We start from the raw sequence: 15,984 nt of genomic DNA, 5'->3' as shown, positions 1-15,984 counted from the left end.
TAGATAAAACTATAAATAGTTTTTCCTCTATTATCGATTTGTAGTAAAAAGGTTATAGATCTAAAGCCTTTTGAAGATTCATTAACTCGGTGTCATTGAGATCTCTCCAGCGACCTTCTGGGGTATCTCCCAGTGAGATAGGTCCGAACTTAGTTCTGATCAGGCGAAGGACATCCACCCCTACCGCCTCCATGAGGCGACGGATGATGTGATACCTGCCCTCGTGAATTGAGACCTCAATCCATCGAGCAGATAACTGTTTAAAGGTAAGGACGCGGCCCATTCCATCCTCCAGCTCAACACCCTTTAAAAGAACCTTGTCCACCCCAGTTGGCAAGATGCCATCAAACTCAATGATGTAGGTCTTTTCTAATCCAAAGGAGGGATGGGTAGCTCGAAAGGTCAAATCCCCATCATTTGTCAGCAAAATCAGGCCCTCTGAGTCCTTATCGAGACGACCCACATGGAATAGACGCTCCTTGCGAAGATCGATGAAATCATCCAAAGAAGGTCGCCCTTCAGGGTCGAACATCGTAGACAAAACACCCTTTGGTTTATGAAGTACAAGATAAGACTTAGTCAAAGTGCGAGTAATTGTCTCACCATCAACCATGACTTTATCTTTTTCAGGGTCAAATTTGCTACCCATCTCACGAACAGTGATTCCATTGACGGTAACTCGACCATCTTCAATTAACTCATCAGCTCCGCGACGGCTAGTAATACCGGCATCAGCGATTATCTTATTAAGCCTCATTTGGGCCATGGCTATCCTCCCGACAGTCAGGAGGTAAGGGTAGCGGAAAGGCTACTCAGTTAGCGAATCGAGGATCTCATCGAGACCATCAAGATCTGGCAGATATGGAGCCAGGGCTGGAAGATCTTCAAGTGAGTTCAAACCAAGGCGCTCGAGGAAGTAACTGGTGGTCTTATACAGAATCGCACCAGTCTCATGCTCAAGGCCCGACTCCTCCACCAAGCCTCGAGTAATTAGGGTCTTCATAACAGCTTCAACATTAACCCCACGTATCGCCGATACTCGCGCACGTGAAACCGGCTGACGGTAGGCGATCACTGAAAGGGTTTCCAGGGCTGCTTGGGTTAATCTGGATTGCTGCCCATCCAACACAAACTTCTCAACAACAGCAGAATAATTTGGGTGGCTGTAAAAGCGCCATCCCCCATTGATCTTGCGCAGCGCGAAGCCCCGCTCCTCATAACTGCCTTCAAGGGCAGCTAGCGCCGCCTCGATCTCCTCGACGGGACGCTCAAGAACCTGAGCCAGAATAACCTCGGTGACAGGCTCATCGACGACCATCAGGATCGCTTCAATTGAACGTTCAACTTCTACATTAGACATTATCGCTACCTTCTGTCGAGTCTTCCATCTCTAAAACCACGGGTATATCAAACTCATCGGTGATCTCAACCTCGCCCTCGAGGCTGCCGGTCCAGCTGATATGCAGCTCCCCGAGGGCAATTACCTGCTCAAAGCGTAAAACTCCCTGACGATATAGATCGAGCAACGCTAGGAAACGGGCCACAACCACCAGGGTGCTATCTGCATCTGAGATCAGGTTTCTAAAGCTCAGAGACTTCGAGTGTCGCAGCGCCTCTACAACCCGCTTGGACTCCTCTGTGACGCTTACCAGAGGCATATGGAGGTGCTCAACAGCCACAACTGGTGAAACCTTTGGGGTCAAAACACGCTCAGCGATGGCGGCAAAGCGTTGAGCTCCAACGCCAATAAGCACCTCAGGAAGCAGGCTCGCTAAGGCTGGATCAAGAGCTACAACACGTGGGAAGGATTTATCGGCGGCCAGAATGCGCTCGCTAAAGGTTGCAGCGATCTCTTTGAAGGCGCGATATTGAAGCAGACGAGCAAAGAGTAGATCTCGAGCCTCAAGGAGAGCTAGATCCTCTTCATCCTCGACCTCGCCGCTTGGAAGTAATCGAGCCGCCTTGAGATCGAGCAAGGTAGCGGCTACAACTAAGAACTCCGTTGCTTGATCAAGCTCCCAACCCTCACCCGATGCCTCAAGGCCGCGAATAAAGGCGATGAACTCATCGGTCACGATGCTCAGAGAAACCTCTGTGACATCCATCTTGTGACGGGAGATCAGTTGAAGGAGGAGATCAAAGGGACCATCAAAGTTGTCGAGGTGGACGGAAAAGCCGCCTGAGGCAGCGTTTACATCGGTGTTCTCCTCGACGGAGATCTCATTGGTCAATTCCACTGTCGCACCCTACTTCACGCTTGCCTGTTTTATGTGTAACGCATAGGCTCCCGCGTATATCAGGAAAGAGGTTTGAAGATTGAACGCTAAATCGACAATTGCAGAGGATGTTGCGACTACATCTACCTTGTTAGGCAAGGTTGCTAAGAGCTTTCCTACACCTGCGCCCCTTGCTGATCATGGCAACGCAAAAGTTATTTCAATCTTCAACCAAAAGGGTGGAGTTGGAAAGACAACGAGCACAATTAACTTAGGTGCCGCTCTTGCTGAAATGGGTCGCCGAGTTTTGCTGGTCGACTTCGACCCTCAAGGTGGTTTGTCATTGGGTCTTGGAGTCAACGCCCACTCACTTCCACTAGAACAAACTGTTTACTACGCCTTGATGACTCCAACAGCAAATGTTGATGAGATCGTTTTGAAGTCATCGGTGCCTGGTTTGGATTTCTTGCCTGCTAACCGCGATTTAGGTACAGCAGAAACAACGCTGGGTGCTGAAATTGGTGGACAGCAATACCTAAAGCGCGCTCTTGCTCCATTGCGCGATTACTACGATGTTATTTTGATTGACTGCCAGCCAACAATGGGTCAGTTAACTATCAACGCACTTGTAGCATCTCAAGAAGTTATTGTGCCGATGCAGTGCGAATACTTTGCTCTGCACGGATTTATCGAACTCAAGGGAAATCTAGATAAGGTTAAAAACTTCCTTAATCCAGATCTTCGCCTTATTGGAATTCTTGCGACGATGTATGACAAGAAGACATCTCATAATCGTCAGGTTCTAGAGCGCATTCTCGAACAGTTCCCAGAAGATGTTTTTGAAACAATTATTGCTAAGACAATTCGCTTTCCAGAAACAACTGTTGTTGGAGAACCAATCACAACCTATGCAACATCTTCAGGTGGTGCAGCTTCATATCGCCGCTTAGCCCGAGAACTTATCGCCAGAGGAGGCGCACGATGACACGCAGAGCAAACCTTCCAGGTGCAGATGAGCTATTTCGTTCAACAGCTCCAGCACTGAGCGCAGTACCAACTCAACCAACACAGGATGTTGCTGCTCCCCTAGTTCCTCCAGCAATTGCAACACCAAAGGCTCCATCCTCTAAAAAGGGTGTTCGCACAATTGCTCGACGTCGCGTTACCACTGTTGATCGTTCACCATCGGGACGCGAACGTCACGATGAAAAAATCACTGTTTACTTATCACCAGATGAGTTATTTGACCTTGATCAAGCCCGCCTACAACTTCGCGGAGATCTTGGCCTAGCTGTTGATCGTGGTCGCATTGTTCGCGAATCAATCGCTGTAATCATCGCCGACCTTGAAGCAAAGGGTGATCAAAGCATCTTGGCTCGTCGCTTACGCGGTCAGTAACAACTACTCTCTGGCTCTTGGATGAGCCATTGAATATGTTTCGCGCACCTTGTCGATAGTAATAAGGGTATAAATCTGCGTTGTTGTAACAGATGCATGTCCCAATAACTCTTGAACAACGCGTATATCTGCTCCACCATCTAGCAGATGAGTTGCATATGAATGCCTAAAAACGTGCGGTGACACATGTTCAGTTACTCCAGCAGCCTTTGCAGAATCTAAAACCATCTGCCAAGCAGATTGTCTGGAAATTCTTCCGCCTCTAGAGTTCAAAAAAAGCGCAGCACTTGGCTTGGAGCTCTTGCCAGACAGAGTTGGTCGAATGCGAACCACATAATCATTAATCGCTTTAGTGGCAAAACTACCTAGCGGAACAATTCGCTCTTTAGAACCTTTACCCCGCAACTTCAAAGTAGTGATTTCGCCATCAGCTGTTTGAACTGTACTGAGGTCGTTGATGTTGATTCCAATTAACTCGCTAACTCGTGCGCCGCTGCTATACAAAAGTTCTAACATCGCTTGATCACGCAAGGTGATTGAATCCCCCTCGCGATATGCCGCATCGATCATCGAAACAATTTGTTTGATAGTTAACGCTTTTGGCAATCTGCGAGCTGACTTACTTGGAGCAATCTCTAAGGTGGGATCGGCGTATCCATACTCCTGCTGTAAATGTTTAAAGAATGACCGAAGAGTTGAATCGATGCGATTAATACTTGCGACTGCTAACTTCATTTCTCGTAATGAGGTTTCGAAATCATTGATGATTTCAGGTGTTACCTCATGTAAAGCGAGATATTGAAGAAAGCTTTGGAACTTAGCTAGATCACGACGATATGCAGCGATTGAGTTTGTTGCCAAACCTCTCTCAATCTGAAGATGATTCAGAAAAGAAGAGGCGGCTAGATCAAAGCTGAGCGCTTGCGTAACCATGAGCTTCTGCAACAGCGGAGTAGTAAATCTTTCCGTCGTGCACATTGAGGCCCTTAGCAAGATTCTTATCGATCGCGCATGCAGCTTCCCAGCCATTATTTGCCAGAGAGAGCGCAAAAGGAAGGGTCGCATTAGTAAGTGCGTATGTAGATGCCACAGGTACTGCGCCAGGCATATTTGCAACGCAATAGAAAATCGAGTTATGAACCTTGTACGTTGGCTCAGCGTGAGTTGTTGCCTTTGAATCCTCAAAGCAACCGCCTTGATCAATCGCAATATCAACTAGTACCGATCCTGATTTCATCTGTGCAACTAATGCATTTGATACAAGTTTCGGAGCCTTTGCGCCATGAACAAGTACCGCGCCAACAACTAGATCAGCTTGCTTTACCTCACGTTCAATCGCGTGCTTTGAAGCAACTAATGTCTTAATGCGTCCACCATAAACGGTATCGATGTACTGCAAGCGATTAATGGAACGATCAAAGACAGTTACATCCGCACCCATGCCAAGTGCAATTACAGCTGAGTTCAAACCTGCAACTCCACCACCAATTACAACTACGCGACCTGGCGCAACTCCCGGAACTCCCCCAAGCAAAACTCCACGGCCACCATGTGGCTTCTGAAGGGCGGTTGCACCAACCTGTGTTGCAAGACGACCTGCCACCTCACTCATTGGAGCAAGCAATGGCAATGTTCCATTTACTTCAACGGTCTCATATGCGATCGCTGTCGTTCCTGATTTAACTAATGCATCTGTGCAAGCCTTTGAAGCAGCTAAATGAAGATACGTGAAAAGGGTTTGTCCTTTACGCATCTTTGGATACTCAGGCTCAATAGGCTCTTTCACCTTGAGTACTAGATCCGCTGTCTTCCATACATCATCAGCGGTAGCAACAATGCTCGCACCCGCAGCGACAAATTCTTCATTAGTAATTGCAGAACCAACTCCTGCACCATCTTCAATGATGACTGTGTGACCAGCGTGAACAAACTCCGAAACGCCTTCAGGTGTGACAGCTACTCGTGATTCGTGAACCTTGATCTCTTTTGGAACTCCTAAGATCATTTCTTAGCCTTTCGCTGCAACTGCCGCTGCAATCAACCCAACAAATAATGGATGTGGTCGCGTTGGACGTGAACGAAGCTCAGGGTGAGCCTGCGTTCCTACGTAGTAAGGATGCACCTCTTTAGGAAGTTCTACAAACTCCACAAGATCTTGCTCCTTGAAAACACCAGAGAAAACAAGGCCAGCGTTCGAAATTTGATCACGGTACTTGTTATTAACTTCGTAACGATGACGGTGACGCTCTGAAACCTCTGTTGATCCATAAGTTTGAGCGACAACTGAACCTGCTAATAAATCTGCTTTATAAAGACCTAAGCGCATTGTTCCACCAAGATCTCCCTTGCCCGATACAACATCTTTCTGATCATCCATAGTTGCGATGACAGGTGTACCAGAGTCAGAGAACTCTGCTGAGATAGCATCGTTAATTCCTGCTAAATGACGTGCAGCTTCAATCACCATGCACTGCAATCCAAGACAAAGTCCTAGCGTTGGAATCTTGTTTTCGCGAGCAAACTTAAGCGCTCCAACTTTTCCTTCAATTCCACGAATACCAAATCCACCAGGTACGCAGATCGCATCAACGTTGCTAAGATGCTTCTTTGCGCCTTCGGGAGTTTCACACTCATCACTTGCGATCCAGACGATTTCAATCTTTGCTAAGTTAGCAAAACCACCGGCACGTAGCGCTTCGGAAACAGAAAGATAAGCATCTGGAAGATCGATGTACTTTCCTACTAGACCCACCTTGATGTGATGCTTTGGATGGTGAACCTTTTCTAGCAGTGCATCCCATTCGCCCCAAACAACATCATGGCAATCAAAGCCCAGACGCTTCACAACATATGAATCTAGGCCCTCTGAGTGAAGCACCTTTGGAATGTCATAGATAGATGGGGCATCAACCGCTGCAACAACTGCTTCAGAATCAACATCGCACATCAAGGAAATCTTCTTCTTAACTCCATCTGGAATTTCTCGATCTGAGCGCAAAACAATCGCGTCAGGTGCAATACCAATGCTGCGCAGTGCGGCAACTGAGTGTTGAGTCGGCTTAGTCTTTAGTTCGCCAGAAGGGCCGATGTATGGAACAAGTGAAACATGTAAATAGAAAACATTGTCGCGACCTACAGTTTGACGAATCTGGCGAATTGCCTCTAAGAAAGGTTGTGACTCAATATCGCCAACAGTTCCACCTACTTCGGTGATTACTAAATCGATATCTGGTCCTGCCATTGCAATGATGCGTTCTTTGATCTCATTGGTGATGTGTGGAATTACTTGAACCGTTTCACCTAAATACTCACCACGACGCTCGCGTGCGATTACTCGCGAATAGACCTGACCTGTTGTGACATTTGCTGAACCATGAAGGTTGCGATCTAAGAAACGTTCATAGTGACCGATATCTAAATCTGTCTCTGCTCCATCATCGGTGACAAAAACTTCACCGTGTTGGAAAGGGTTCATGGTGCCAGGATCTACGTTGAGATACGGATCCAGCTTTTGCATTGTTACGCGGACGCCGCGTGCTACGAGTAATCGTCCAAGACTTGAGGCTGTGAGTCCTTTGCCCAAACTTGAGGCGACTCCGCCGGTTACGAATAAATGTTTAGTCACATGTGCTTGGCCCATGGGAGTCGAACCTATCATTTATTTGGGCCGAGCTCTTACACCTTCAGGGAAAGCAGCTCCGTGGCGTGTTCACGGGCGCTAGCGGAGTTCTCAAGACCTGCCAACATGCGAGCGATCTCCTCAATTCGCTCCTCCCCTTCGACCTTTGCTACATCACTCTGGCTAACTGAACCATCATTATTTTTTGTGACAACAAAGTGCGAATCTGCCCATGCTGCAACCTGTGGCAAATGTGTAACAACAATTACCTGGGCATGTTGTGCGAGTTGGTGTAAACGCTTTCCAACTTCAATGGCAGCCTTTCCTCCAACTCCAGCATCAACCTCATCAAAAACATATGTCCCGATTGGATGCGTTGTTGCAATTACAACTTCAAGTGCCAACATGACTCGCGACATTTCTCCTCCGGATGCACCCTTAGCTAAAGCAACAAGTGGAGCATCTTTGTGGCCTTGAATATACATCGCTACTTCATCGCACCCAGTTGCAGTGAAATCTGATTCCTTAGGTGCTTCGTAATTTGCTGAATTAACCTGCGCTACAAAGGAGGCGTGCGGCATAGATAGTTGTTGAATCTCTAGGGTCACCGCTTTGGATAATTTTTCTGCCGCAGTACTTCGCTGCGCGGATAGAAGTTTTGCTTCCTTGAGCAGTTTCTTCTTAATTCCTGACAGCTCGTTTTCTAACTCTTGTAATCGTTGATCTCCACCTTCAAGATCGGCTATTGCATCGGCTGAACTCTTGAACCGGATGGCAAGCTCTACCAACTCTTGATCCTGTGAGGCTGCCCCACCAAACTTTTTAATCAAGGTGTTGATCTCTGCCTTACGTGATTGCAGATGATCCAAGCGAGCAGGGTCGGCTTCTAGCTTGCTGTTATATGAATTCAAAGCGCTGAGTGCATCATCTAAAACAAAGAAGCTCTCACTTATCTGTTGATAAATAGCCTCGAGCTGGGGGTCTTTTCCACGTGAGTTATCTAAAGCACGACGGGCGATACCTAAAGAGGTTAAAGAACCCGCCTCCTCATCCTCAATTGCCGCCACCGCTTGAGCGGTTGCCAAGCGAAACTCCTCAACACTAGAAAGTCGTGCGATCTCACCTTCGATCTCGGAGTACTCATTATCCAGAGGGTTCAATTTCGTATAAGCATTAGCAAACTCACGAAGCTCTGCTAACTCTTTATCCTTTTGCGCAATACTCTTTTTTAGCGCTGATATCCGATCCTTCATCTCGTGGTACTCCGAAAGGGCTTTAACGTATTCGGATGTATCAACTGTTCCGAAGCGATCGACAAGCTCACGTTGTCTTGATGCCTTTGTAATATTTTGATTAGCTGCTTGGCCATGAACTTCAACTAAATTCTCACCAATAGTAGAAAGCACAGATGCGGTTGTACTTACGCCATTTGTTGTCGCTTTACTTTTTCCATCGGCCGCTACTGTCCGAGTGACAATCAATTCGCCATCTTCAACTAAGGCATCTTCAAATAAATACTCATGCGCCTTTGGAATTGAGAATTTACCGCTAGCTACTAAACGCTCAGATCCCTTTCGAACCAATGCGCTATCTGCTTTGCCGCCTAAAATGAGGTTTAACGCGGTTAAAATCATGGTTTTTCCGGCACCAGTTTCACCTGATAAAACCGTCAGCCCTTTAGAAAGCTCAAGGCTTGATTGATCTATAACGCCGATCGAACGGATTGTTATCTCTTCAAGAAAGGTGCGATCACTCACCACGCCATCCTTCGACGGGAAGTTTGAACTTTGCTACCAATCGATCGCTAAATAATGTGTTCTTCAAGTGAGCTAGCTGCACAATCCGTGAATTCTTTGTAACCGTTACCCGGTCACCTGTCAGCAATGGGAATTTGCGTAACGCATCCGCAGATAGCAAGGCTTCAGCAGATTCAATTCCGACGGCAATATGTGATGCTGGTGAGATTACAAGTGGACGCGAAAACAGTGCATGTGCTGAAATTGGTAGAACCACCAGAGCATCTACCTGAGGCCACACAACTGGACCGCCTGTTGAAAATGCATAGGCGGTAGAACCCGTCGGTGTAGAACAGATAAGACCATCGCAACCCCAACGAGAGATTGGTCGATTATCAATTTCAAGGAAAAGTTCCACCATGGTGGCCTTCTCGCGTTCAACAGTTACCTCATTTAACGCCCAGCCCGAAGTAATAACTTCGCCATCTCGTTCAACTGAGTAGGCCAAGGTAATTCGTGGATCAATGACATATGTCTTATTCACTAATGCGTGAATAACATCGGCAATCTTTGATCGTTCTACTTCTGATAAAAATCCAACATGTCCCAAATTCACGCCCAGCAATGGAATATCGTGCGCTTGAGTAACCTCAGCTGCACGTAACATTGTTCCATCTCCACCAAGAACTACTGCAACTTCAATTGGTGGAAGATCAGCCAAGGTTGACTTGATCATTCCTGGAATATTTACATCTGAAATTGTGTAAATCGCAAAGGTTGATGCAAGGTTCTGCTGAAGCTCTACCGCTGCTACAACGGCATCGACTCGTCCTGGATTACAAACAACTAATAGGTTTCTCATTATTGGGGTCCAATCGCTATCGCTTCATCGAGCATCGCGTGATCGATTTCTGGTGCACCTCTGCGCAGCCATAAAAAGTATTCAACATTGCCGGCTGGTCCCGGAAGTGGGCTAGCAGTTATTCCTAATGTGCCAAGACCTACATCGTAAGCAGACTCTGCTACCTCAATAACCGCTGCCTTTCTCAGAGCAGGATCACGCACAACGCCACCTGCTCCAAGCTTTTCGCGGCCTACCTCAAATTGAGGCTTCACCATCAAAACAAAGTCTGCTTCTGGCTTTGATACCGCCGCTAATGCAGGTAGCACCAAAGTTAAAGAGATAAATGAAAGATCGGCAACAACGAGATCAATCGGTTCTCCGACCATATCCCCCGTTAAATGGCGAATATTGGTGCGATCTAAAACAGTTACCCGCTCATCCTGACGTAAACCCCAGGCAAGTTGACCGTACCCAACATCAACCGCTACAACATGACCCGCATTTCGGCGCAGCAATACATCGGTAAAGCCACCAGTGGATGCACCTGCATCAAGGCAGCGCTTACCTTCAACAACAACTCCGGTAAATGCATTGAGAGCGCCATCTAACTTGTGCCCGCCACGTGATACAAAATCATCACGATCGCCGGCGATGACGATGGAGGTTTCAGCATCCACCTGTGTTGCCGGTTTTGTTGCAGGAATTCCATTGACAAGCACTGCGCGTTTTTCAATGAGATCGGCAGCTTGTTCCCGTGAACGCGCGAGCTCTCGACGAACTAGCTCAGCATCCAGACGAGTTTTCATTGTGGTTGAATTTATAGACCGTCAATAGATGAAAGTGCTTGATTCAGCTTCTGATGTAAGGCTTCGAAGCGTTGTGCGTGATCGCCAACCTCCATCGCATCGATCTCTTGAAGCTCATTACGCAGCTCTTCAACAAGAGATTCGCCATTAAATTGCTGGTTCATTGATTGATTATTCTGATCCATTACTTAACAACTTTCTTTGCAGCGGATTTCTTGGCAACCTTCTTAACAGTTTTCTTCACTGCGCTCTTATTTGCAGCGGATTTCTTGACTGCAGATTTCTTAGCGCCCTTCTTCAAGGATGCAACCTCTTGCTTCAACGCTTCAAACTCTCCACGCTTTACAAAACCCATCTTTGAAACGGAGCGCTCAACCTCATCCTCAATCTTTACTTTGAGGGCTTCACTGCTTTCCTTGATCCAAGCGTTAACAGAGTCGGCAACATCGGTTGCTGACTTGTTTCCCAATTGGACATTGTTGGCAATAGATTTAAGTGTTGATAGAAAATCGCTGTTCTTGCTCATGCCATAAGCCTACCTAAATTCGGGATATCTCCACCGCTTCAACCTGCCAACGACTTGCAAGCCCTGTTGGTGAGCTCCAAAAGCGACGATGAATTGAGCCTGAAACCTCTACCCATTCATCTGGTGTGAGCGATAACGCAGTTCGGCGTGACTTTGCGCTCCATGAACCAATATCAAGGGTGTCAACACCTGATTGCTTCTCTCGCGTAATAATTAAGCGAAACTCAACAACCTTGTCACCACTTGGTAACTCCTTCTCAACGGCCTCTTGTGAGACTCGACCGCGAAGCACAACATCATTGAGAGAGTAATCCTCTTCAATCACTGCGTACTCATTACCCTTTTTCTTTGTTGCCATAACCGCCTCCTGTATTGATTGGAGTGCAGATATTTAATGTAGGTACTGACAGATATCTGAGTCGAAGTTAAGTTTGTGGGTAACTACTCAGCAGCTCTTTCAGCAGCATCTGTGAACTCATCAACATCGAGTTCAGCACACTTTGCAAACCATTCACGGGCTTCAGCTTTTCGTCCCGCCGCATCCAATGCATCTGCATAGGCGTAACGAAGGCGTAGCGCCCATTCATCTGTTTCATTGTTAAGTTCTTTGCAGGTAAGAGTGACAACCGCTGCATCTAGTTCACCAAGATCACGTCGTGCACCTGCTGCAACGATTCGCATTTCAATTTCTTCCGGCTTAGCTAGGCGCTTAACCTCTGGGGAACCAGCCAAATTCAAGGCTTTTAAAGGGTTCCCAAGGCCACGTTCGCAATCTGCCATTACAGGAAGTGATGAAACATCTCCTGAAATTCGATTAGCGGCACGTAACTCTTTTAACGCGATTTCATAATGTCCTGCACGGTATGCGGCATATCCAGCTGATTCCCGCACAACAGCTAAGCGACCTGCATGGTGCGCAGCTGCGATTCCATGCTTATGAGCCAATTGTGGATCTGTGTCTTGATACAGATTGATACACACTAAGTGTCGTGCAACTACCTTTGCATTCTCTGCAGAAAGTGAGAGCAGTTCAGCGCGAACTGATTTTTCTAACTCTTCACCAGTAACATCTTCAGGAATATCTGGTTCAAAAATTCGTGGACGTAAACGAGATTGATCTCGTTCTATCGGCGCTGGACGTGCTCCGCGTGGATCTGAGCCGTCACGTGTTTGACGTGGTGCTCCTGCTCGGTTTGTTGAACCACCACGTGCCGGAAGATCTTCACGGCGACGTTGTGAGTTTGGACCAGATGGCTTGCGAGGTGCATCTCCAGATGGACGACGCTCTCCAGAGCGAGCTGGACGCTCCCCTGGCTTTAGATTTTGTACAGGACGTGAAGGACGGGATGGGCGTTCATTTCTATCTTCCATCGTTTCTTTCTCCTTCACTCTCTTTAATTATGATCTTTAATCCAACAATAATTCTAGGGAAATAAAAAAGGGGCGCTCGTTAAAGCGCCCCTTTTTATAAAAGAAGTCCGGCGACGTTCTACTCTCCCACAAGGTCACCCTTGCAGTACCATCGACGCTGAGAGGCTTAACTTCCGGGTTCGGAATGGGACCGGGTGTTTCCCTCTCGCTATGGTCGCCGAAACGCTATTGAGTTTTCGGTCGCATTGACACTTTTCCTAGAAGGACGAAGGGTCAATGTTGATCGTGGATCTCGAGACCGTATCTCGAGAGCCACACAGTGGACGCGTAGCAACTTTGTAGTTAAATCCTCGGCCTATTAGTACCGGTCAGCTCCAAGTCTTGCGACTCTTCCACTTCCGGCCTATCAACCCAGTCGTCTAGCTGGGGGCCTTACCCGGTAAACCGGTGGGAAACCTAATCTCGAAGCGAGCTTCCCGCTTAGATGCTTTCAGCGGTTATCCCTTCCGAACGTAGCTAATCGGCGGTGCTCCTGGCGGAACAACCGACACACCAGAGGTTCGTCCAACCCGGTCCTCTCGTACTAGGGTTAGCCCTTCTCAAGTTTCCTGCGCGCACAGAAGATAGGGACCGAACTGTCTCACGACGTTCTGAACCCAGCTCGCGTGCCTCTTTAATGGGCGAACAGCCCAACCCTTGGGACCTACTCCAGCCCCAGGATGAGACGAGCCGACATCGAGGTGCCAAACCTTGCCGTCGATATGGACTCTTGGGCAAGATCAGCCTGTTATCCCCGGGGTACCTTTTATCCGTTGAGCGACGGCGCTTCCACAAGCCACCGCCGGATCACTAGTTCCTGCTTTCGCACCTGCTCGACATGTCTGTCTCACAGTTAAGCTCCCTTGTGCACTTACACTCGACACCTGATTACCAACCAGGTTGAGGGAACCTTTGAGCGCCTCCGTTACTTTTTAGGAGGCGACCGCCCCAGTCAAACTACCCACCAGACACTGTCCCTGATCCGGATTACGGACCGAGGTTAGAAGTTCAAAACGATCAGAGTGGTATTTCAACGATGACTCCACAAACACTGGCGTGCCCGCTTCAAAGTCTCCCACCTATGCTACACAAACCGTTCCGAACACCAATATCAAGATATAGTAAAGGTCCCGGGGTCTTTCCGTCTTTCTGCGCGTAACGAGCATCTTTACTCGTAATGCAATTTCGCCGAGTTCACGGATGAGACAGCGCTCAAGTCGTTACGCCATTCGTGCAGGTCGGAACTTACCCGACAAGGAATTTCGCTACCTTAGGATGGTTATAGTTACCACCGCCGTTTACTGGGGCTTAAGTTCTCAGCTTCGCCTTGCGGCTAACCAGTCCCCTTAACCTTCCAGCACCGGGCAGGCGTCAGTCCGTATACATCGTATTGCTACTTCGCACGGACCTGTGTTTTTGGTAAACAGTCGCTTGAGCCTGGTCTCTGCGGCCTTCCAACGCTTCGGAGGTAAACTCCTACACGTCGAAGGGCCCCCCTTCTCCCGAAGTTACGGGGGCATTTTGCCGAGTTCCTTATCCATGATTCTCTCGATCGCCTTGGTATTCTCTACCTGACCACCTGTGTCGGTTTCGGGTACGGGCCGCAATAATTCTCGCTAGATGCTTTTCTTGACAGCATAGGATCATCCACTTCGCCTTACGGCTCGGCATCAGCTCTCAGGGTATATGTGATGCGGATTTGCCTACATCACCCCCTACAGCCTTACCCCGGGACAACCATCGCCCGGGCTGGACTGCCTTCCTGTGTCACACCATTGCTTAACTACTACCACACCGGTTCGTGCCATCCATCCCACCGACAAAAGCCGGCAAAACTTCAAACACTTAGCATTAGTGGGTTCGTCATGGGCGAATTAAAGCGGGTACTGGAATATCAACCAGTTGTCCATCGACTACGCCTGACGGCCTCGCCTTAGGTCCCGACTTACCCTGGGCGGATTAGCCTGGCCCAGGAACCCTTGGTCTTTCGGCGGAAATGTTTCTCACACTTCTCTCGCTACTCATGTCTACATTCTCACTTGTGTGGCTTCCACGGCTGGATTCCTCCGCCGCTTCACCAGCCACACAACGCTCTCCTACCCATCCACACTCCTGGATCTTGCGACCGGGATAATGTGTGAATGATAGAACTTCGGTGCTGTGCTTGAGCCCCGTTACATTGTCGGCGCGGAATCATTTGACCAGTGAGCTATTACGCACTCTTTAAATGGTGGCTGCTTCTAAGCCAACATCCTGGTTGTCTATACAACTCCACATCCTTTTCCACTTAGCACAGGCTTTGGGACCTTAGTTGCTATTCTGGGTTGTTTCCCTCTCGACTATGAAGCTTATCCCCCACAGTCTCACTGCCACGCTCTCACTTACCGGCATTCGGAGTTTGGCTGATGTTGGTAAGCTTGTAGGCCCCCTCGACCATCCAGTAGCTCTACCTCCGGTAAGAAACACGTGACGCTGCACCTAAATGCATTTCGGAGAGAACCAGCTATCACGAAGTTTGATTGGCCTTTCACCCCTACACACAGCTCATCCCCTAATTTTTCAACATTAGTGGGTTCGGTCCTCCACGCGGTCTTACCCGCGCTTCAACCTGGCCATGCGTAGATCACCTCGCTTCGGGTCTAGATCATGCAACTCATTCGCCCTATTCAGACTCGCTTTCGCTACGGCTTCCCCTCGACGGGTTAACCTCGCTACATGACACTAACTCGTAGACTCATTCTTCAAAAGGCACGCTGTCACTACTCAAGGTAGCTCCAACGGCTTGTACGCACACGGTTTCAGATTCTATTTCACTCCCCTTTCGGGGTTCTTTTCACCTTTCCCTCACGGTACTAGTCCGCTATCGGTCATCAGAGAGTATTTAGGCTTAGCGGGTGGTCCCGCCAGATTCATACCGGATTCCTCGAGTCCGGTATTACTTGGGATACCAATAATGAGTTAACAGTGTTTCGGCTACGGGGATCTCACCCTCTGTGTCTGGCTTTCCCACGCCATTCACCTACACCATTAATTTCTGACTCATTGAAGCAACGGCAGTCGCTTCTAACTGGTCCCACAACCCCAATACTGCAACGCCTGCCGGCTTGGCACAGTACTGGTTTGGCCTCTTCCGCGTTCGCTCGCCACTACTAACGGAATCACGGTTGTTTTCTCTTCCTGTGGGTACTGAGATGTTTCACTTCCCCACGTTCCCTTTATCTACCCTATATATTCAGGTAGAAATAACTGGACATTACTCCAGCTGGGTTTCCCCATTCGGAAATCCTCGGATCAAAGCTCGTTTGACAGCTCCCCGAGGCTTATCGCAGCCTACTACGTCCTTCATCGGCTTCTGATGCCAAGGCATCCGCCATGTGCGCTTAATAATTTGACCACAAAGATGCTCGCGTCCACTGTGTAGTTCTCAAA

The 15,984-nt window shown here is 48.2% G+C and carries 15 protein-coding genes and 2 rRNA genes; 2 read left to right on the top strand and 15 right to left on the bottom strand.

The genetic code is table 11. The features are described from left to right. Positions 1-52: 52 nt before the first annotated feature. The 3 genes from AC8GFU_RS03470 to AC8GFU_RS03460 are packed head-to-tail and all read right to left on the bottom strand — an operon-like array spanning position 53 to position 2,231. Complete coding sequence (locus tag AC8GFU_RS03470; RefSeq protein ID WP_506627114.1) at positions 53-757, bottom strand: pseudouridine synthase; 705 nt, start codon at positions 755-757, stop codon at positions 53-55. A 51-nt stretch (positions 758-808) separates the two neighbouring features. Continuing rightward, positions 809-1,360: an SMC-Scp complex subunit ScpB gene (gene scpB / locus AC8GFU_RS03465; RefSeq protein ID WP_506627113.1), complete on the bottom strand. Its 552-nt coding sequence runs from the start codon at positions 1,358-1,360 to the stop codon at positions 809-811. After that, positions 1,353-2,231 carry a segregation and condensation protein A gene (locus AC8GFU_RS03460; protein ID WP_506627166.1) on the bottom strand — a complete coding sequence of 293 codons (879 nt, stop codon included), beginning with the start codon at positions 2,229-2,231 and terminating at the stop codon, positions 1,353-1,355. The genes scpB and AC8GFU_RS03460 overlap by 8 nt, the downstream gene beginning before the upstream one ends. Before the next feature lie 85 nt (positions 2,232-2,316). Here AC8GFU_RS03460 and AC8GFU_RS03455 point away from each other — a divergent pair, with 85 nt between their 5' ends. Together AC8GFU_RS03455 and AC8GFU_RS03450 are read left to right on the top strand one after the other, a co-directional pair. Then, positions 2,317-3,201 carry a ParA family protein gene (locus AC8GFU_RS03455; RefSeq protein ID WP_506627112.1) on the top strand — a complete coding sequence of 295 codons (885 nt, stop codon included), beginning with the start codon at positions 2,317-2,319 and terminating at the stop codon, positions 3,199-3,201. Further along, on the top strand, positions 3,198-3,614 hold the full coding sequence (locus tag AC8GFU_RS03450; RefSeq protein ID WP_506627111.1) for a hypothetical protein: 417 nt from the start codon (positions 3,198-3,200) through the stop codon (positions 3,612-3,614). The genes AC8GFU_RS03455 and AC8GFU_RS03450 overlap by 4 nt, the downstream gene beginning before the upstream one ends. A 3-nt stretch (positions 3,615-3,617) precedes the next feature. On the opposite strand, the gene AC8GFU_RS03445 is transcribed toward AC8GFU_RS03450, so the two are convergent. From AC8GFU_RS03445 to AC8GFU_RS03390, 12 genes are all read right to left on the bottom strand, one after another. Next, entirely contained in the window at positions 3,618-4,475 is an 858-nt protein-coding gene (locus AC8GFU_RS03445; protein ID WP_506627110.1) for a tyrosine recombinase, read from the bottom strand. A 46-nt stretch (positions 4,476-4,521) separates the two neighbouring features. Continuing rightward, on the bottom strand, positions 4,522-5,619 hold the full coding sequence (gene ald / locus AC8GFU_RS03440; RefSeq protein WP_506627109.1) for an alanine dehydrogenase: 1,098 nt from the start codon (positions 5,617-5,619) through the stop codon (positions 4,522-4,524). Between the two features lie 3 nt (positions 5,620-5,622). After that, positions 5,623-7,254, bottom strand: coding sequence for a CTP synthase (gene pyrG / locus AC8GFU_RS03435; RefSeq protein WP_506627108.1), 1,632 nt, complete (start codon positions 7,252-7,254; stop codon positions 5,623-5,625). 35 nt (positions 7,255-7,289) lie between these two features. Then, complete coding sequence (recN, locus tag AC8GFU_RS03430) at positions 7,290-8,990, bottom strand: DNA repair protein RecN (RefSeq protein ID WP_506627107.1); 1,701 nt, start codon at positions 8,988-8,990, stop codon at positions 7,290-7,292. Next, complete coding sequence (locus AC8GFU_RS03425; protein WP_506627106.1) at positions 8,983-9,831, bottom strand: NAD kinase; 849 nt, start codon at positions 9,829-9,831, stop codon at positions 8,983-8,985. The genes recN and AC8GFU_RS03425 overlap by 8 nt, the downstream gene beginning before the upstream one ends. Further along, entirely contained in the window at positions 9,831-10,619 is a 789-nt protein-coding gene (locus tag AC8GFU_RS03420; RefSeq protein WP_506627105.1) for a TlyA family RNA methyltransferase, read from the bottom strand. Before AC8GFU_RS03420 ends, AC8GFU_RS03425 begins: the two co-directional genes overlap by 1 nt. An 11-nt stretch (positions 10,620-10,630) precedes the next feature. Beyond that, complete coding sequence (locus tag AC8GFU_RS03415) at positions 10,631-10,804, bottom strand: hypothetical protein (RefSeq protein WP_506627104.1); 174 nt, start codon at positions 10,802-10,804, stop codon at positions 10,631-10,633. Beyond that, positions 10,804-11,145: a hypothetical protein gene (locus AC8GFU_RS03410; protein WP_506627103.1), complete on the bottom strand. Its 342-nt coding sequence runs from the start codon at positions 11,143-11,145 to the stop codon at positions 10,804-10,806. The genes AC8GFU_RS03415 and AC8GFU_RS03410 overlap by 1 nt, the downstream gene beginning before the upstream one ends. A 13-nt stretch (positions 11,146-11,158) precedes the next feature. Next, positions 11,159-11,503, bottom strand: a complete 345-nt coding sequence (locus tag AC8GFU_RS03405; RefSeq protein WP_506627102.1) for a single-stranded DNA-binding protein — start codon at positions 11,501-11,503, stop codon at positions 11,159-11,161. An 83-nt stretch (positions 11,504-11,586) separates the two neighbouring features. Beyond that, positions 11,587-12,516, bottom strand: coding sequence for a hypothetical protein (locus AC8GFU_RS03400; RefSeq protein WP_506627101.1), 930 nt, complete (start codon positions 12,514-12,516; stop codon positions 11,587-11,589). A gap of 105 nt (positions 12,517-12,621) precedes the next feature. Continuing rightward, positions 12,622-12,738 (bottom strand): 5S ribosomal RNA (gene rrf / locus AC8GFU_RS03395). Between the two features lie 116 nt (positions 12,739-12,854). Beyond that, positions 12,855-15,949, bottom strand: a 23S ribosomal RNA gene (locus AC8GFU_RS03390). Positions 15,950-15,984: the final 35 nt, after the last annotated feature.

This window comes from Planktophila warneckei (SeqCode) (genome assembly GCF_965234675.1).
Lineage (GTDB): Bacteria > Actinomycetota > Actinomycetes > Nanopelagicales > Nanopelagicaceae > Planktophila > Planktophila warneckei.
The sequence above is the reverse complement of the archived record's forward strand: the minus strand, read 5'-3'. Positions and strand labels throughout refer to the sequence as shown.